Consider the following 18,940-nt stretch of genomic DNA (forward strand, 5'->3'; position numbering starts at 1 on the left):
TCTCCCCGCGGGCGGGGAGAGGACTTCACCCCCCTCGTCGGGGGTGAAGTGAGCGCAGGCGAAGCCGGAGCGAGGGTGAGGGGGTGGTGCCGGAAGAGTCTCATCCGGAGACACCCCCTCACCTTCGGCTACCGCCTCGCTGCTGACCCGACAAGGGGTCAGCAGCCCTCTCCCCGCCCGCGGGGAGAGGGGATGCGCGCGACCGAAAGTGGAAATTTGTTCGGCCGTCGCGACCCTCACGGCACCGCCTCCCCGGGGGCGAGCCCGCTGTCGCGTCGTCCGGAGAGGCGCCGCCCCAGCCGGTCGAAGGCGAGGTAGATCACCGGTGTCGTGTAGAGCGTCAGGATCTGGCTCACGATCAAGCCGCCGGCGATCGAGAGGCCGAGCGGCTGGCGTAGCTCCGAGCCGGTCCCCGTCCCGAGGATCAGCGGAATCGCGGCGAACAGTGCCGCGAAGGTCGTCATCAGGATCGGGCGGAAGCGCAGGATGCAGGCCTCGTAGATCGCGTCCCGCGGAGTCATCCCCTCCTCGCGCTCGGCCTGGAGCGCGAAGTCGATCATCATGATGGCGTTCTTCTTCACGATGCCGATCAGGAGAACGATGCCGATGATGCCGATGATGTCGAGGTCGTGGTTGAACAGCATCAGCCCGGCCAGCGCCCCGATGCCGGCCGAGGGCAGGGTCGACAGGATCGTGATCGGGTGGACGAAGCTCTCGTAGAGCACGCCCAGCACGATGTAGACCGTGACGATCGCGGCGAGGACCAGAAAGAGGGTGTTGTCGAGGGAGGCCTGGAAGGCCAGCGCCGAGCCCTGGAAGATCAGCCGGAAGCTGTCGGGCATGCCCATCTCCCGCTCCGCCGCCTTGATCGCCGCCACCGCCGGACCCAGCGAGGCGCCGGGCGCGAGGTTGAACGAGATCGTGGTCGCCGGGAACTGGCCGAGATGGCTGATGAGCAGCGGCGCGCGGCGCTCGCTCACCTGGGCGATGGCGGTGAGCGGCACCTGACCGTTCGAGGCCGTGGAGGACGGCAGGTAGATCCGCTGGAGCGAGTCCAGCGTCCGGTGCAGCGCCGGATCGGCCTCCAGGATCACCCGGTACTGGTTCGACTGGGTGAAGATCGTCGAGATGATGCGCTGGCCGAAGGCGTCGTAGAGCGCGTTGTCCACGGAAGCCGGGGTGATGCCGTAGCGGCCCGCCGTCGCGCGGTCGATGGTGATGTAGGCCGCCAAGCCGCTCGCCTGCCGGTCGCTCGCGACGTCGGCAAGGTCGGGGATCTGCTTCAAGCGGTCGACGAGGCGCGGGACCCAGGTGTCGAAGGCGGCGGGGTCCGGATTCTCCAGGATGAACTGGTACTGGGTGGCGCTCACCGCCGTGTCGATGGTGAGGTCCTGGACCGGCTGCATGAACAAGGCGATGCCCGGCACGTCGGCCACCCGGGCATTGATCCGCCGGATGATCGCGCCCGCATTCTCCGCCCGCTCTTCCCGCGGGCGCAGGTTGATGAGGAAGCGGCCGGAATTGAGCGTCACGTTCTGCCCGTCGACGCCGATGAACGACGACAGGCTGACCACGTCCGGGTCCTTGAGGATTTCTTCCGCCAGGCGCTGCTGGCGTTCGGCCATGGCGCTGTACGAGACGGTCTGGTCGGCCTGGGTGATGCCCTGGATCAGCCCGGTATCCTGGACCGGGAAGAAGCCCTTCGGGATCACGACGTACATGTAGATGGTCAGCACGAGGGTGCCGATCGCGACCAGCAGCGTCAGCCACTGGTGGGCGAGGACGCCCCGCAAGGTCCGGCCGTAGAAGGCGATGCCGCCCTCCATCAGCCGGCGCCCGGCATTGGAGATCCGCCCGGCGGCGCGGGCCTGGGGGGCCTCGTGGCGGAGCAGCCGCGCGCACAACATCGGCACGAGGGTCAGCGAGACGATTCCCGAGATCACGATGGTGGCGGCGAGCGTGATGGCGAATTCGTGAAACAGGCGCCCCACCACCTCGCCCATGAACAGCAGCGGGATCAGCACCGCCAGCAGCGACACGGTGAGCGAGATGATGGTGAAGCCGATCTCGCGCGAGCCCTTGAGGGCCGCCTCCATCGGGCTGTCGCCCTCCTCGACGTGGCGGGCGATGTTCTCGATGACGACGATCGCATCGTCCACCACGAAGCCGGTCGCGATGGTGAGCGCCATCAGCGACAGGTTGTCGAGGGAGAAGCCCCACAGGTCCATCACCGACAGCGCCCCGACGAGCGAGAGCGGCACCGACAGGCTCGGGATCAGGGTGGCGGGCAGCGAGCGCAGAAAGAGGAAGATCACCAGCACCACCAGCGCGATGGCGAGCAGCAATTCGAACTGCACGTCCTCGACCGAGGCGCGGATCGTCACCGTGCGGTCGGTGAGCGGGGTGACCTGGATCGCCGCCGGCAGGGTCGCCTGGAGCTGGGGCAGCAGCGCCTTGATCCGGTCGACCACCGCGATGACGTTGGCGCCGGGCTGGCGCTGGATGTTGAGGATCACCGCGGGCGTGGTGTCCATCCAGGCGCCGAGCTGGGTGTTCTCAGCCCCCTCCACCACCTCGGCCACCGCCGAGAGCCGCACCGGCGCGCCGTTGCGATACGCGATCACCGCGTCGCGATAGGCGCCGGGATCGCGGATCTGGTCGTTGGCGTTGATGGTGAAGGACTGGGTCGGCCCGTCGATCGAGCCCTTCGGGGTGTTGACGTTGAGGTTGTTGATGGTGGTGCGCAAATCGTCGATGTTGAGGCCGTAGGCCGCCAGCGCCGAGGCGTTGAACCGCACCCGCACCGCCGGCCGCTGCCCGCCCGCCATCGAGACGAGGCCGACGCCCGAGACCTGGCTGATCTTCTGCGCCAGCCGCGTCTCGGCGAGGTCGCGCACCTGCGTCAGCGCCAGGGTCCTGGAGGTGAGCGCGAGCGTCAGGATCGGCGCGTCGGCCGGATTCACCTTGGCGTAGACCGGCGGGGCCGGCAGGTCGCCCGGCAGCAGGTTGCCGGCGGCGTTGATGGCGGCCTGAACCTCTTGGGTGGCGATGTCGATGCCGAGATCGAGGTTGAACTGGAGCGTGATGACGGAGGCCCCGGCCGAGGACTGCGACGTCATCTGGTTGAGGTTGGCGAGCTGGCCGAACTGCCGCTCCAGCGGCGCCGTCACCGCCGAGGTCATCACCTCGGGGCTGGCGCCGGGATAGAAGGTCTGGACCTGGATCGTGGGGTAATCGACGGACGGAAGCGCCGAGAGCGGCAGGTTGAAATAGGAGATCATGCCGACGAGCAGGATCGCCAGCATCAGGAGCGTGGTCGCGACCGGGCGCAGGATGAACAGGCGGGAGGGGTTCATCGGAACGCCTCGTCAAAAGGCGCGCCGCTATGAACCCTCCCCCCTCTGCGGGGGAGGGTGGCGAACGCAGTGAGCCGGGAGAGGGGCAGCGCGACACTGATCCAGGAGGCGCCCGTCAGAACGGTGCCGCCATATTCGGAAACGTGGTTCCTCTCTCCCGCCCGGCTCTGCCGGGCACCCTCCCCCGCAGAGGGGGGAGGATTCATAGCGGCGTGCCACGTCATCACGGGTTCTGGCTCTGCTGCCGGCGGCGATGCGGGCGTTCGCCCTCGGGACGCTGTCCCTCCTGGCGCTGTCCCTCCTGGCGCGCCGGGGCAGCCGTGCCCTCCCCGTCCGCCGGCTTCGCGGCCTCCGGCTTGGGCCCGGCCGCCGTCTCGGGCCGCCCGCCGGTCACCCGCACCTGCGCCCCGTCCTTGAGCCGGTCGGTCCCGTCGACCACCACCCGGTCGCCGACGGCGAGACCCTTGGTGACGACGGTGCGCACCCCGTCGCTCTCGCCGATCTCGATCGGGCGCACCGCGACCTTGTCCTCGCCCGTCAGCAGATAGACGTAGGTGCCCGGCGTGCCCCGCAGCACGGCGGCGGCCGGCACGAGCGCCGCGTCGCGCACGGTGTCGACGTCGAGCCGGGCATTGACGAACTGGTTGGGAAACAGCCGGTCGTCCTTGTTCGGGAACAGCGCCCGCAGCTTCACCGTGCCGGTGGTGACGTCGATCTGGTTGTCGACGGTGTCGAGGTTGCCCCGCGCGATCTCGGTCGTGTCCGAGCGGTCGAAGACCCGCACCGGCAGGGTGGCGCCGGCCCGCAGGCGGTCCATCACCCGCGACAGCACGGTCTCCGGCAGGGTGAAGATCACCGAGATCGGGTGGAGCTGCGTCACCACGACGATGCCGGTCGAGGCGGCGGTGACGTAGTTGCCCTGGTCGATCTGGCGCAGGCCGACCCGGCCCTCGACCGGCGCGGTGATGCGGCCGTAGCTGATGTTGAGCTTCTGCTGGTCGATCTGGGCCTGGTCGGAGGCGACGATGCCCTCGTACTGCTTGACGGTCGCGGCCTGCGTGTCGACGTTCTGCTTCGAGATCGAATCCTGCCGGTTCAGGGTCTGGTAGCGGGCCAGATCCAGGCGGGCATTCTGCAACAAGGCCTGGTCGCGCAGGAGCTGGCCCTGATACTGCGCCAGCAGCGCCTCGTAGGGGCGCACGTCGATCTGGGCCAGGAAGTCGCCGGCCTTGACGGTCTGGCCCTCGCGAAAGCCGATCTGGGTCAGGTAACCGCTCACCTGCGAGCGGATCGTCACGGTGGCGAGCGGCGTCACGGTGCCGAGCCCCGAGAGCACCACCGGCATGTCGCCCTTCTGGACGGTGGCGATACCGACCGCCTGCGGCCCCTCCCCGCCCGCGCCGCGGCGCCCGCCGCGCCGGCCGGTGCCGGCCTGCTGCGTCTCGGCCTTCCGGAAGCCGTCGGGGAGATAGGTGCGATAGGCCCAGTAGCCGCCGGCGGCGAGCGCCAGCAGCACCAGGAGCCAGAGCGGCCCGCGGCCCCGCCGACGGCGCGGCGACTCGACGGCATCGTCGGTCCGGATGGGAGACAATTCGTTCATCGACCTGGATTACCCGGACTCACCCCAACACACGACTGTCCAGTACCTGCGCGGCACGCTGTCCCGACACCCTTCATGTCGTACGGGCCGTGCGTCGGCGGCCTGCGGCACGTCGCCTCCGAAGCGGTGCGCCCGCCGCTCGCGAACGCCCCGGGCTCAAGTCCGCACGGCAATGCGTCGCCAGTACGACGGCGATGTTGCGTCACGATTGCTGAACGCCACCCGAGCGTTGCCCCGGTGGGACCGCCCTCGAAGGGCCACGATCCCCTCGCTTAAACCCGCCCACGGATGTCTCCATCATGGGGCGCGGCACGCCGCCGCCCCGATCGTCCACGGTTACGAAACGATGCACTTCCTCCACGACCTGCCGGTCGCCGACCTGATCTCGCAATACGGGTACTGGGCGATCTTCGTCGTCATCACCCTGGAGAGCGCCGGCGTGCCGATGCCGGGCGAGACCGCCCTGATCTCGGCCGCCGTCTATGCGGGCTCCACCGGCCGGCTGAACATCGGCCTCGTGGTGCTGGCGGCGTCCCTCGCGGCGATCATCGGCGACAATGTCGGCTACTGGGTCGGCCGGCGCTGGGGCATGCCGCTGCTGCTCCGGCACGGGTCCAAGATCGCCCTCGACCACCGCCGGCTCAAGCTCGGCCAGTATCTCTTCCGGCGCCACGGCGGCAAGATCGTGTTCTTCGGGCGCTTCACCGCGATGCTGCGCGCCTACGCGGCCCTGCTCGCCGGAGTGAACCAGTTCGACGCCCGCCGCTTCTTCCTGTTCAACGCCGCCGGGGGCATCGCCTGGGCCTCGCTCATGGGTTTCGGCGCCTACTGGGGCGGCCGCTCGATCGAGCACATCGCCGGCCCGATCGGCCTCGGGCTCCTCGCCGTCGTGGTGTTCGGCGGCATCGCGCTGTGGCTGTTCGTGCGCCGGCACGAGGAGCGGCTGACCCTCGAGGCCGAGCGGGCGATCCCCGGCCCTCTCGCCTGACCCCGATCCCGGCCCGACCCCGATCATTGCCGCCCGACCGACCGGGTGGCATGAGGGGCGCCGACCGTTTCCACCAGCCCCGCGCCCCGCGCGGGGCGGCCGCCCGCGGCCCGAACCCGGCACGATGACACAGGCAACCCACCCCTTCGGCACCTACGCGCCCGCCGGGCTCGTGCGCTGGATCCTCTCGCGCACCGAGCGCCTGCCCGACGACCACTGGGGCGCCCGGCGCCTCGCCCTGCTCCTGCGCCGCACCGCCATCCGGCTCCTGCGCGGCCGGCCCCTCGACGTCGAGCGCTACGGCGCGCGGATGCGCCTGCACCCCTACAACAACAACTGCGAGAAGAAGGTGCTCTTCACCCCGCAGTTCTTCGACCCGCTCGAGCGCAAGCTCCTCGCCGGCCGGATCGGGCCGGACTGCGTCTTCCTCGACATCGGGGCGAATGTCGGCGCCTACGCGCTGTTCGTGGCGGCGCTCGCCGGGCCCGGGGCGCGGATCCTGGCGGTGGAGCCGCAGCCCGACATCTTCGACAAGCTCGCCTTCAACATCGCCCAGAACCCGTTCGGCTCGATCAAGGCGGTGGCCTGTGCGGTGGCCGACAAGGCCGGCGACATGACCCTGTTCGTCGATCCGCGCAACCGCGGCGAGTCGAGCCTGAAGGTGGTCGGCACCAACGAGGGCGCCTCGATCCGGGTGCCGGCGGTGCCGCTCCTCGACCTCGTGCGCGGCGAGGGCCTGACCCGCATCGACGCGGTCAAGCTCGACGTCGAGGGCGCCGAGGACCTGATCCTCGAGCCGTTCCTGCGCCAGGCGCCCCCGTCCCTGCTGCCGCGCCTCCTCGTCATCGAGGACGGCACCGACCTGTGGCAGACCGACCTGTCGGCGCTCCTTACGCAGCACGGCTACCGCCGCATCGCCCAGACCCGCCTGAACCTGATCTTCGAGCGGGAGGGGTAGCGGCCCCCGCGCTCCGTCCCGATCCCACGAGGGCCGACGGCCCGTCCCGATCCCACGAGGGCCGACGGCCCGTCCCGATCCCACGAGGGCCGATGGCCCGTACCGCTCCCCCGCCCTCCCGCTCCCCCGACACCCTCGCCGGGTCGATCGAGCGCGTCACCTTCCACAATGCCGAGAGCGGGTTCTGCGTCCTGAAGGTCAAGGCGCGGGGGCGGCGCGACCTCGTGGCGGTGATCGGGCACGCGCCCGCGGTGGCGGCGGGCGAGTGGGTGACCGCGACCGGCGCCTGGGTCAGCGACCGCGAGCACGGCCTACAGTTCCGCGCCGACACGCTCGCGGCGGCCCCGCCCACCGGCGTCGAGGGCATCGGCCGCTACCTCGCCTCGGGCCAGATGCGCGGCATCGGCCCGGAGATGGCCAAGCGCATCGTCGCGGCCTTCGGGGCCGAGACCTTCGCGGTGATCGAGGAAGCACCCCAGCGCCTGACCGAGGTCGCCGGCATCGGCCCGACGCGCGCCGCGCGGATCACGGCCGCCTTTGCCGAGCACAAGGCGGTGCGGGAGATCATGGTGTTTCTCCACGCCCACGGCGTCGGCACCGCCCGGGCGGTCAGGATCTACAGGACCTACGGCAGCGAGTCGGTCGCGGTGATGACCGAGGACCCGTACCGGCTCGCCCGCGACGTGCGCGGCATCGGCTTTCGCACCGCCGACGCCATCGCGGGCAGGCTCGGCCTCCTGCCGACGGCGCCCGAGCGCCTGCGCGCCGGCCTCGCCTACGCGCTCCAGGCGGCGATGGACGACGGCCACTGCGCCCTGCCGGTGCCCGACCTCGTCGCCCGCGCCGCCGAACTGCTGGCGGTCGATGCGAGCCTGCTCCGCACAGCCCTCGTCGAGGAGATCGGCGGCGAGTCGGTGGTGATGGACACGATTGCCGGCGTGCCGCACCTGTTCCTGCGCGGCCTGCACGCGGCCGAATCCGCGATCGCCGAGCGGCTGATCGCCCTCGACGACGCGCCCCTGCCCTGGGACGAGATCGATGCGGGGGCCGCCCTCGCGAGCGTGGAAGCCGAGACCGGCCGGCCGCTCTCGCCCTCGCAACGGGCGGCGGCCGCGACGCTGCTCGCCGCCAAGGTCGCGGTGATGACCGGCGGCCCCGGCGTCGGCAAGACCAGCACGCTCGCCGCACTCCTGCGCGTGCTCGACGCGGCGGGGGCCGGGGTGCTGCTCGCCGCCCCCACCGGCCGGGCGGCCAAGCGCATGACCGAGCAGACCGGGCGCGAGGCCAGGACCATCCACCGCCTGCTCGAGATCGACCCGCAGCACGGCGGCTTCCAAAGGAACGAGCATTCCCCCCTCGCCTGCGACCTCCTGGTGCTGGACGAGGCGTCGATGATCGACGTTCCCCTGATGAACGCGCTGACCCGGGCCCTGCCGCGCCACGCCGCGCTCTGGCTCGTCGGCGACGTCGACCAGCTGCCCTCGGTCGGGCCCGGCCGGGTGCTCGCCGACGTGATCGATTCGGGCCGCGTCGCGGTGGTGCGCCTGACCGAGGTCTTCCGCCAAGCCGCCGAGAGCCGGATCGTCACGGGCGCCCACCGGATCAATGCCGGGCAGATGCCGGAGGGCGCCGACACGCCCGACGGCGACTTCTTCGTGGTGAAGATCGACGATCCCGAGGCCGGGGCCGAGACGCTCGTCGAGATCGTCACCCGCCGCATCCCGCGCCGCTTCGGCCTCGATCCGGTCAAGGACGTGCAGGTGCTCTGCCCGATGACCCGCGGGGCGCTCGGCAGCCGCCACCTCAACCAGGCGCTCCAGCGGGTGCTGAACCCCGACCCCCCGGTCTCGGTCGAGCGCTTCGGCTGGGTCTTCGCTCCCGGCGACCGGGTGATGGTGGGCCAGAACGACTACGACCGCGAGGTCTTCAACGGCGATCTTGGGGTGGTGCTGCGGGTCGATCCCGAGGAGGAAATCCTGGTCGCGGGCTTCGAGGAGCGCGATGCGGCGTCGCGCGCCGTGGTCCTGCGCGAGGTGGCCTGGCCGTTCGGCGAGCTCGACGCCCTGAGCCCCGCCTACGCGGTCACGATCCACAAGTCGCAGGGCTCGGAATACCCCGCCGTGGTGATCCCGGTGGCGATGCAGCACTACACGATGCTCGCCCGCAACCTGCTCTATACGGGCGTGACCCGGGGCAAGCGGCTGGTGGTGCTGGTGGCGCAGTCCCGCGCGGTGGCGATCGCGGTGCGGGGTGGGGTGAAGCCGCGGTTCACCAAGCTGGCGGAGTGGCTGCGGCAGCCGGTCAAGAAGCGCCCGGGTCATGCTCGGCGCCAGCCCGGTCTGCCAAGCCCCTCCCCTTTCCCGGACGACTGAAGCGTCAGCGGAAGGAGATCCGGGAACCAGCACGAGACCTCGCGAAGCGTCCGGATGTCTGCAACGGTGCAGCAGACAGAGCCGCTTCGCGGCACACCTCCTCTGGATCCCGGATCTCCTTCCGCTGCCGCTCCAGTCGTCCGGGAAAGGGGCGCCACAAAAAACCGGGCGCTAATACCCCTTCTTCACCTCGGCGAGCGCCCGCGTCAGCCCGTCGGCCACCACCTGGCGCTCGGTCGGCGAGGCGTCGCGGGCGACGAGCACCCGCTGGCCGCGCGAGACGAAGGCGAGCGACATGAGGCCGTACTCGTCGTCCTCGACCTTGTGCAGGCGGGTCCAGAGCGGGTTGAAGCGCCACTCGGCCCGCTCGCCGCGATGGCTGACCCGGGCGACCAGCACCTCAATCTGGCTGATCACCACCTCCTCGAAGGAGCGGCCGCGGCGGGCGTTGAGGGTGAGTGCCAGCCAGAGCGCCGCGATGTCGAGGCCGAAGAAGCCGGTGACCGGCCACATTCCCATCTGCAGGAACGCGATCCCCGTCACCAGGGCGACGCCGCCGCAGAACACCATCACGACCCGGAAGCCGAGGCGCGACAGCGAGCAATGCGGCCGGATGGTCGCGGAATAGACCGGGCGCTCGATCGCGTCCGGGTCGCGCCCGTAGGGGTGCCGCGTCCTTGCGTCGTCGGGTGCCTTGCCGCTCGCCATGTGCCCCATATAAGGCACCCATGACTCGCCGAAAGCAGGCCGCCCCCGACCAAATCACCGCACCCGCCGGGGCGAGGCGCGCCGCGTCGGCGGCTGCCAAAGCAGCTCCCGCCAAAGGAGCCCCCGCCAAGGGAGCTTCCGTCAAGGCGGCGCTCGTCAAACCGCTCACCGCCCGCACGTCCACGCCGGAGCCGGTCGATGCGGCGACGCTCAGGGAGATCTTCGCCCGCTTGAGCGCCGCCAACCCCGAGCCGCGCTCCGACCTCGAATACCTCAACCCCTACACGCTGCTCGTCGCGGTGGTGCTGTCGGCCCAGGCGACCGACAAGAGCGTGAACATCGCCACCGCGCCGCTCTTCGCCAAAGCCGACAACCCGGCAGCGATGCTGGCGCTCGGCGAGGAGACGGTGCGCCACCACATCCGCACGATCGGGCTGTTCAACACCAAGGCCAAGAACGTCATCGCGCTCTCGCGCATCCTGATCGAGGAGCATGGCGGCGCGGTGCCGCGGGAGCGCGCGCACCTGGAGGTGCTGCCCGGCGTCGGCAAGAAGACCGCCAGCGTGGTGCTCAACGTCGCCTTCGGCGAACCGACCATCGCGGTCGACACCCACATCTTCCGGGTCTCGAACCGGGTGCCGCTCGCGCCCGGCTCGACCACCGACAAGGTGCAGGCCGGGCTGGAGGCGATCGTGCCCGAGCCCTACCGCCTCAACGCCCACCACTGGCTGATCCTGCACGGGCGCTACGTCTGCAAGGCCCGAAAGCCCGAATGCTGGCGCTGCCCGATCGCCGACCTGTGCCGCTTCCCCGACAAGACCCCCGGGCCGGGCTGACGCACCCGGCCCCGGCTTTCCAGCGCCCGGGAATCTGGTATCCTGGCGCCATGACCCTGCCCCTCCCCCTCGCGCGGCTGCTGGCCGCGGTGATCGTGATGATCGCCGCGTGCGTCAGCGCGTCCGTGGTCGGGGCATCGGCGGCGCAGGCCCATCAGGGCCATGCGCATCAGGGTCACGCCCACCACGACAGGTCCCTGGACGCGCCCGCCCCGACGGCGCTGACGCTGGCCGAGGCGCGCGTCGCCGCGCAGGGGCCGCGCCTGACCGCCGCCGACCCGGACGCGACGCCGGTCGCCCGGTCCTGCAACGGGCTGTGCTGCCTGATGGGCGCGTCCTGCTGCGTGCCGGGCCTGCTGCCCGACGCCCTGGCGGCCTTCCCGGCCCCCACTCCAGCCCGCCGGCTCACGGCCGCCGCGGAGGCGGTGCCGCCCGGCATTGTGCCGGATTCCCCCGCACGTCCCCCTCGATCCTTCGCCTGACGCCCGCGTCCCGCGCCGGCACGCCGCCCTGACGGGTGGATGCTCCCGCGGGCGCCCCTCGACGTCCGTTCGCGAAGGTTCATCCCCCCATGGTTCCGTTCCGGTTGCCGGCCGCGCCGCGCGCGCTGGCCGCGGCGCTCGCCCTGCTGGCGCTGCCGTTCCTCCCCACCGTCGCCCGCGCCCACGAGGGCCACGACCACGGTGCCCCGCAGGCGCCGGTCTCGAAGACCATCGCGCCGCGCGGCGAGGCGGCGTCCGCCGCCTTCGAGCTGGTGGCGATCCCCCGGGGCGACGCCCTGGTACTCTGGCTCGACCGCTTCGCGACGGGCGAGCCGATCACCGACGCCACCCTGGAGGTCGAGACGCCGGCCGGCCCCGCCACGGCCGAGGCCGCCGCGGACGGCAGCTACCGCCTTCCCGCGCCCTGGCTGGCGACGCGCGACCCGGGCCGGGACCACCTCGACCTCGTCGTCACGGTGACGGCCGGCGCCGATGTCGACGTGCTGCCGCTGGCGGTGGCCCTGGCCCCGGCCGAGGGCGGCAAGGCCGCGGCGCCGGCGCAGGCCGGGCACCCGTCTCATGCCGGGCACGACGACGAGGGCTGGGTCCAGGCGCTCGGGGAGCGCCTGACCGAAAAACTCGCCGGCCGCGATCCGGGCGCCGGGCTCTTCGCGGCCGGCGGCTTCGTGCTCGGGCTCGCCGCCATGGTGCTGATGCGGGCCGGGCGCCGGGCCCCGGTCCTCGCCGTGCTGGTGCTGGCCGCCACCCTGGTGCTCGGCGCCACCGCCTTCGCGCATGACGGGGACCATCCCGAGACCCGGACGGCGCTCGTCCCGCCGCCCGCCGACCTCGCCCAGCGCCTCGCCGACGGCGCGGTGTTCGTGCCGAAACCCACCCAGCGCCTGCTCTCCCTGCGCACCCAGGTCGCGGCCGAGGGCGCGTTCCGCCGCACCATCGCCCTCCCCGGCCGGATCATCCCGGACCCGAACGCCAGCGGCGTGGTGCAGTCCTCGGTCGGCGGGCGCCTGGCGCCGCCGCCATCGGGCACCTTCCCGCGGCTCGGCACCAAGGTCCGGGCGGGCGAGGTGCTGGCGCTGGTCACCCCGCCGGTGCAGCGGGTCGATTTGTCGGACATGCGCCAGCGCCAGGGCGAGCTCGACCAGCAGATCGCCATCGTGCAGCGCCGGGTCGACCGCTACCTCAAGCTCAGCCCGAGCGGCGCGGTCTCGCAGGTCCAGCTCGACGAGGCGCAGGACGAGCTGAAGGGCCTCAAGGACCGCCGTACCGCCCTCGACCGCATCCGCCAGGAGCCCGAGGTGCTGGTCGCTCCCGTGGCGGGCGTGATCGCCGAGGCCGCGGCGGTCGCCGGCCAGATGGCCGCGCCCGGCCAGATGGTGTTCCAGATCGTCGATCCGCAGAGGCTCTGGGTCGAGGCGCTCAGCTTCGATGCCCTGACGCCCGCGGCGGATGCCACCGCCCGGATGGCCGACGGGCGGACCCTGCCACTCGCCTACCAGGGTGCGGGGCTCGCCGACCGCAACCAGGCGATCCCCGTGCAATTCGCGATCGAAGGCGGCTCGCAGGGCCTGCGGGTCGGCCAGTTCGTCACCGTGCTGGCCGCCACCGACGCCGAGCGGCACGGCCTCGCCCTGCCGCGGGCGAGCGTGGTGCGCACCGCCAACGGCCAGGACGTGGTCTACGCCCACAGTGCCGCCGAGCGCTACGAGGCGAAGCCGGTGCGCATCGCGCCCCTCGACGGCACCCGGGTCCTGGTCGAGGCCGGAATCGTGCCCGGCACCCGCGTGGTGGTCCAGGGCGCTGAGCTCCTGGACCAGGTCCGGTAAGGGGGACGCGGCAGATGTTCTCGTTCCTCGTCACGCAGTCGCTGCGCAACCGCCTGCTCGTCCTGGCGCTGGCCCTCGTGCTGGTGCTCTACGGCGCGTTCAGCCTCACCCGTCTCCCGGTCGACGTCTTCCCCGACCTCAACCGGCCGACCGTCACCATCATGGTCGAGGCCGAGGGCTACGCGCCCCCGGAGGTCGAGCAGATGGTGACCTATCCCGTAGAGACCCGCCTCAACGGCCTGCCCGGGGTGACGCGGGTGCGCTCGGTCTCGGGCGTCGGCCTCGCGGTGGTCTATGTCGAGTTCGCCTGGGGCACCGACATCTACCGCAACCGCCAGCAGGTCGCCGAGCGGCTGGCCCTGGTCCAGGATCAGCTGCCCCGCGGGGTGACGCCCCAGATGGGCCCGGTCTCCTCGATCATGGGTCAGGTGCTGCTGATCGCGGTCACGGGCGAATCCGCGAGCCCGATGGCGCTGCGCGAGACCGCCGATTTCGTGCTCCGCACGCGGCTTCTCACCGTGCCGGGCGTGGCGCAGGTGATCCCGATCGGCGGCGAGGTGCGCCAGTTCCGCGTCGCCCCGAACCCGGCGGCGATGCGGGCGCTCGGGGTCACCAACGCCCAGCTCGATTCGAGCCTCCAGCAATTCGGCACCAATGCCGGCGGCGGCTTCACCGACCAGTATTCCCGCGAATACCTGATCCGGAACATCGCCCGCACGATGAGCCTGGAGGATCTGCGCGACCTCGTGGTCGGGGCCGCCGGCAACGCCCCGGTGCGGCTGCGCCAGGTGGCGGATGTCTCGTTCGCGGCGAAGGCCAAGCGCGGCGAGGGCGGCTACCAGGGACGGCCCGCGGTGATCGTCTCGGTCGAGAAGCAGCCGGACGTCGATACGGTGGCGCTGACGCGCACCATCGAGGCGGCGCTCAAGGACCTCGCGCCCTCGCTGCCCGCCGGCATCTCGGCCGACAAGATCCTGTTTCGCCAGGCCGATTTCATCGAGACCTCGATCGGCAATGTCGAGCGGGTGCTGGTCGAGGCGATCGCCGTCGTGGCGCTGGTGCTGTTCGCCTTCCTGCTGAACGTCCGCACCACCCTGATCTCGCTCACCGCGATTCCGGTCTCGATCCTGACGACGGCGCTCGTGTTCCACCTGCTCGGGCTGTCGATCAACACGATGACGCTCGGGGGGCTGGCCATCGCGATCGGCGAACTGGTCGACGACGCGGTGGTCGACGTCGAGAACATCTTTCGGCGGCTTCGCGAGAACCGGGCCGCCGGCAATCCGCGCTCGGTCTTCGCGGTGGTGGTGGCGGCCTCGAACGAGGTGCGGTCGGGCATCGTCTACGCCACGGCGATCATCGTGCTCGTCTTCGTGCCGCTCTTTGCCCTCTCGGGCATCGAGGGGCGGCTCTTCGCGCCGCTGGGACAAGCCTACATCGTGTCGATCCTGGCGAGCCTCGTCGTCTCGATCACGCTCACGCCGGTCCTCGCCTCCTGGCTGCTGCCGGGCCTCAAGAGCCTGGAGGAGCACGAGAGCCGCTTCGTCCGCGGGCTCAAGCGCGCCAACGCCGCCGCGCTTCGGGTCGTGTTCCGCCACCAGCGGCTGCTCGTCGGCACCGTCGCGGCCCTGGTGGTCGGTGCAGGCTTCGCCGCCTCGCAGCTGCCGCGGGCCTTCCTGCCGCCCTTCAACGAGGGCTCGTTCACCGTCACCATGGCCTTCACGCCCGGCATCTCGCTCACCGAGAGCAGCCGGGTCGGAGCGATCGCCGAGCGGCTGCTGATGGAGATCCCGGAGGTCGCGGCCGTCGGCCGGCGCACCGGCCGGGCCGAGCTCGACGAGCATGCCGAGGGCGTCCATTCCTCCGACCTCGAAGTGGCGTTGACGGGCGGCGGCCGGCCGAAGGCGGAGCTGGTGGCGGAGATCCGCCGGCGGCTGGCGGCGCTGCCGGTCTCGGTCAATGTCGGCCAGCCGATCTCGCACCGGCTCGACCACATGCTGTCCGGCGTCCGGGCCGAGATCGCCTTGAAAATCTTCGGCGAGGACCTGGATGCCTTACGGCGCGTGGCGGCCTCGCTCCAGGAGCGGATGCGGGCGATCCCCGGCCTCGCCGACCTCCAGGTCGAGAAGCAGACCCGGATCCCGCAGCTCGAGATCCGGGTCGATTACGGCCGGGCGGCGCTCTACGGGGTGCAGCCGGCGGCCCTGGTCGAGCAGATCAGCCGGCTCTCCAACGGGCGCCTGGTCTCGACGGTGGTCGACGGCTATCGCCGCTTCGACGTGGTCATCCGCCTGCCCGAGGCGCAGCGCACCACCGCGACCCTGAGCGACCTCCTGGTCGAGACGCCGTCCGGCTGGGTGCCGGCGCGCCAGGTCGCCGACATCCGCGAGACCGACGGCCCGAACCAGATCCTGCGCGAGAACGGCAGACGCCGCCTCGTCGTGATGGCGAACACCACCGCCGGCGCCGACATGGCGGAGATCGTCGCGGCGATCCGCCGGGTCGTGGCCGCCGAGACCCTGCCGCCGGGGACGTTCGCGAGCCTGGAGGGCACCTTCCAGGCGCAGGAAGAGGCGAGCCGCACCATCGGCGCCCTGTCGCTGGTCTCGCTGGGGCTGATCTTCGCGCTCCTCTACAGCCGCTACCGCTCGGCCGCCCTGGCGCTGATCATCCTCGGCAGCGTGCCGCTGGCGCTCGTCGGCTCGGTGGCGGCCCTGTGGCTCGCCGGCCAGCCGCTCTCCGTCGCCTCGATGATCGGCTTCATCACGCTCACCGGCATCGCGGCCCGCAACGGCATCCTCAAGGTCAGCCACACCCTGAACCTGGCTCTGCACGAGGGTGTGCCGTTCGGGCCGGACCTCGTGGTCCGCGCAAGCCTGGAGCGGCTGACCCCGGTGCTGATGACCGCGCTCTCGGCCGGCGTCGCCCTGGTGCCGCTGCTCCATGACGCCGCGAGCCCCGGCAAGGAGATCCTGCACCCCGTGGCGGTGACGATCTTCGGCGGCCTCGTCAGCGCCACCCTCCTCGACGCGCTGCTGACGCCGGTGCTGATCCTGCGCTTCGGCCGCCGCCCCCTGGAGCGCCTGATGGCGGCGCGGGAGGCCGCTCCGGCGCCTACGCCCGCGGGCGCCGCGTCGGCCGACCTCTATTGATCCCTTCTCCCCGATTCCCCGCACCTTGGAGAGACCCGATGCTGATCCGCCGCTTCGTCACCGCCGGCACCCTGGCGATCGCCCTGCCCTTCTGCGCCCACCACGCCTGCGCCCACGAGGGGACCGGCCACCATGGCGGGCGCATCGTCGATGCGGGGCCCTACCATATCGAGCTCGTGACCAAGGACCGGCGGGTCGAGGTGACGATCTACGACGCCAAGGAGAAGGCCGTGTCCCCGGCCGGCTTCAAGGGCACGGCGATCCTGGTCGTCGGCGGCAAGCCCGCCCGCGTCGTCCTGGCCCCGTCCGGGGCGGGACTCTCCGGCGAGGCCGAGGTGGCGCTCGGCGCCGCGCCCAAGGGCGTCGTCCAGATCACCGGGCCGGACGGTGCGGCGGCGAGCGGCAAGTTCAACTGAGCGCCCTGCTGCGCCTGGCGCAGGGTTTCCCCTCTCCCCGCGGGCGGGGAGAGGGGAAACCCGTGCTCGTCTCGTCGCGAAAGCGTCCCCGGATCGTCCTGGGCGCCGCGAAAGCGGATCCCGGAGGCCAGAACCGCGCAGGGTTGATGAGACGACAGCCAACGCTCGGCTTGATCATCGGACAGCCGCGTGTCCGGATTCCGGGCTTCGCGACACGGCTTCCGAAAGACGGGGGCGCCTTTATCCGGTCGGGTCGTTCAAGCAGGCTCTGAACGTCGGACACTGGTCCGCAAGTCGACCCGAGATCAGGCCGCCTTCCGCAACACCTGCGACGCCACCAGGTCCTGCAGCGAGCGGATCGTCGAGAAGACGTCGCGGTTCAGGAGGTGTTCCGGGAACTCGACCTCGAAGTGGTCTTCCAGGTCCATCATCACCTGGACCGCGCCGAACGAGTCGAGGCCATTGTCGAACAGGTCGGCATCGTCGGAGAGCCGATCGATCGTGCTGCCGAGGGTGCCGTGGCGCGCCAGAATCGTCCGTATGTCCTGCGCAGAAGCCATGTCCCGTCCCCGTCGACTGGTGTGGCAGCGTAGAGAGTTACAGTCCGGAAATCAAATGCCTTATGCCGACCTGGTTAAGCCACGGCTATCGTGGGGATAAGGTGCTGTTCGGCGCCGATCCTGCGGCACCGATCCTGCGCAGTTGCCGCGATGCCCTGCCCCGGGAGTCCCGGGATCGGCCGGGATTGTACGGGAACGGGACGGGTGGCGGGCGATGCGCGGGCGTGACGGGTCACATCGGTTCGAGGCGCTGGATGCGGGCCGGGGCGTCTGCGCGCTGGCGGTGGCGTTCTTCCACATGCCGCTCGCCCATCCGCTGCAGCCGCAGGCCTGGTTCCCGAACCTGCAATTCTGCGTCGACATCTTCTTCGTGCTGTCGGGTTTCGTGCTGCTGCACGCCTATGGCGACCGGCTGGCGACGGACCGCCCGGCGTGGCGCCTGAGGCTGCTGCGCTTCGGGCTGATGCGCTTCGGCCGGCTCTGGCCGCTGCACGCCGCGACGCTCGGCCTGCTGATCGGGGTCGAGCTGGTGCGCCAGGCCTACCTCTCGCACCATGCCGGCCTGCCGGTGGCGACGCCGCCCTTCGGAGCCGGGCACCGGCCGGTCGAGATCCTGACCCACCTGACCTTCCTGCACAACTTCCGCACCTTCGGCGACTACAGCTGGAACTTCCCGTCCTGGAGCATCGCGGTCGAGTTCTACGCCTCGCTGGTGCTCGCGCTCGCCGTGATGGCGGCGGGTCCCCGCGCCCGCCTCGTCTTTGCCGGCCTCGCGGGGGTGAGCGCGCTGGCGCTGTGGTGGCTGAGCCCGCGCACGCTGTTCGTGATCCAGAACTGGGGCATCGTGCGCTGCTTGTTCGACATGTTCCTCGGCTGCCTCGCCTACACCCTGCGGGACGCCGTGCGGCTCTCCCGCGGCGGCGCGACGATCGCCGAGACGGCGGCGCTCCTCGCCGTGGCGCTGCTCGTGGCGGCGATGCCTACCGGTCCCCTCGCCTACGGGGCGAGCCTCGTCTTCGCCGCGTCCATCGCGCTGTTCTCGCATCAGCGCGGCGCCGTGTCGGAGGCCGCCCGCGCCGGAGCGCTGCAGCGCCTCGGCCTGTGGTCGTTCTCGATCTATTTGCTGCACGTCCCGGTGATCCAGGTCTTCACCACCGCGATGCACGCCGTCGAGGCGCGCACCGGCTTTCCCCGGACGGTGATCCTCGGGCACGACCGCTTCCTCGATTTCGGCTCGGGGGCGGCGAACCTCGCGGTGGCGGCCGGCCTCGTCGCCGTCACGGTGCCGCTGGCGGCCCTCACCTACCGGCTCGTCGAGCGCCCGTCCCTCGCCTGGTTCCGGCGCAACGACGCGCGGCTCGCCGAGGCCGAAGTCGAGGCCCGGGCGCCGGAGCGCGTCGCGCCGGGACCCGCCGCGGCGCTCCCGTCCTGAGCGCCGCCTTGTCTCAGATTGGCATGGTCCGGGCGCCGGAATGGCGGCGGGATCGGTAACCGAACCGCGACTAAGTTGTCTGCCACACCCCGCCGGATGGAGAACGGTCGACGGAGGCCTGTTCGGCGGTGGACGGACGGAGACCTTCGGTTTTCGGCCGATGAGGCACAGGATATCGTCGATACGGCAAGATTCCGCCGAGGCGGAATGTTGCCGCGACCGGTCGATCCAATTTG

Annotated in this window: 13 protein-coding genes; 9 read left to right on the plus strand and 4 right to left on the minus strand. The window is 71.4% G+C overall.

The window, feature by feature from the left end; all coding sequences use genetic code 11:
• Positions 1–236: 236 nt before the first annotated feature.
• Together miv_RS14200 and miv_RS14205 are read right to left on the minus strand one after the other, a co-directional pair.
• Complete coding sequence (locus tag miv_RS14200; RefSeq protein WP_207183222.1) at positions 237–3,356, minus strand: MdtB/MuxB family multidrug efflux RND transporter permease subunit; 3,120 nt, start codon at positions 3,354–3,356, stop codon at positions 237–239.
• 223 nt (positions 3,357–3,579) lie between these two features.
• On the minus strand, positions 3,580–4,956 hold the full coding sequence (locus miv_RS14205) for an MdtA/MuxA family multidrug efflux RND transporter periplasmic adaptor subunit (protein ID WP_207183223.1): 1,377 nt from the start codon (positions 4,954–4,956) through the stop codon (positions 3,580–3,582).
• A 346-nt stretch (positions 4,957–5,302) separates the two neighbouring features.
• Between miv_RS14205 and miv_RS14210 the strand changes: the two genes are divergently transcribed.
• The 3 genes from miv_RS14210 to recD2 all read left to right on the plus strand — a co-directional run bounded on the left by miv_RS14210 (position 5,303) and on the right by recD2 (position 9,274).
• Positions 5,303–5,944 carry a DedA family protein gene (locus miv_RS14210; protein WP_207183224.1) on the plus strand — a complete coding sequence of 214 codons (642 nt, stop codon included), beginning with the start codon at positions 5,303–5,305 and terminating at the stop codon, positions 5,942–5,944.
• 124 nt (positions 5,945–6,068) lie between these two features.
• On the plus strand, positions 6,069–6,902 hold the full coding sequence (locus tag miv_RS14215; RefSeq protein WP_207183225.1) for an FkbM family methyltransferase: 834 nt from the start codon (positions 6,069–6,071) through the stop codon (positions 6,900–6,902).
• 92 nt (positions 6,903–6,994) lie between these two features.
• Positions 6,995–9,274, plus strand: coding sequence for an SF1B family DNA helicase RecD2 (recD2, locus tag miv_RS14220; RefSeq protein ID WP_207183226.1), 2,280 nt, complete (start codon positions 6,995–6,997; stop codon positions 9,272–9,274).
• A 171-nt stretch (positions 9,275–9,445) separates the two neighbouring features.
• Here recD2 and miv_RS14225 read toward each other — a convergent pair whose 3' ends face one another.
• Positions 9,446–9,982, minus strand: a complete 537-nt coding sequence (locus miv_RS14225; protein WP_060849470.1) for a DUF2244 domain-containing protein — start codon at positions 9,980–9,982, stop codon at positions 9,446–9,448.
• 20 nt (positions 9,983–10,002) lie between these two features.
• Between miv_RS14225 and nth the strand changes: the two genes are divergently transcribed.
• From nth to miv_RS14250, 5 genes are all read left to right on the plus strand, one after another.
• Positions 10,003–10,818 (plus strand): endonuclease III, encoded by an 816-nt coding sequence (gene nth, locus miv_RS14230; RefSeq protein WP_207183227.1) that lies wholly within the window; start codon positions 10,003–10,005, stop codon positions 10,816–10,818.
• Positions 10,819–10,868: 50 nt separating this feature from the next.
• Entirely contained in the window at positions 10,869–11,300 is a 432-nt protein-coding gene (locus miv_RS14235) for a hypothetical protein (RefSeq protein ID WP_207183228.1), read from the plus strand.
• 89 nt (positions 11,301–11,389) lie between these two features.
• Positions 11,390–13,144 (plus strand): RND family efflux transporter, encoded by a 1,755-nt coding sequence (locus tag miv_RS14240; RefSeq protein ID WP_207183229.1) that lies wholly within the window; start codon positions 11,390–11,392, stop codon positions 13,142–13,144.
• A 14-nt stretch (positions 13,145–13,158) separates the two neighbouring features.
• Positions 13,159–16,296: an efflux RND transporter permease subunit gene (locus miv_RS14245; protein WP_207183230.1), complete on the plus strand. Its 3,138-nt coding sequence runs from the start codon at positions 13,159–13,161 to the stop codon at positions 16,294–16,296.
• Positions 16,297–16,334: 38 nt separating this feature from the next.
• Entirely contained in the window at positions 16,335–16,712 is a 378-nt protein-coding gene (locus miv_RS14250) for a hypothetical protein (RefSeq protein ID WP_048426132.1), read from the plus strand.
• A 305-nt stretch (positions 16,713–17,017) separates the two neighbouring features.
• Here miv_RS14250 and miv_RS14255 read toward each other — a convergent pair whose 3' ends face one another.
• Complete coding sequence (locus miv_RS14255) at positions 17,018–17,272, minus strand: acyl carrier protein (protein WP_048426131.1); 255 nt, start codon at positions 17,270–17,272, stop codon at positions 17,018–17,020.
• Between the two features lie 214 nt (positions 17,273–17,486).
• On the opposite strand from miv_RS14255, the gene miv_RS14260 reads away from it, so the two are divergent.
• Entirely contained in the window at positions 17,487–18,704 is a 1,218-nt protein-coding gene (locus tag miv_RS14260) for an acyltransferase family protein (RefSeq protein WP_207183231.1), read from the plus strand.
• The last annotated feature ends 236 nt before the right edge of the window (positions 18,705–18,940 follow it).

The organism is Methylobacterium indicum, from assembly GCF_017347565.1.
Lineage (GTDB): Bacteria > Pseudomonadota > Alphaproteobacteria > Rhizobiales > Beijerinckiaceae > Methylobacterium > Methylobacterium indicum.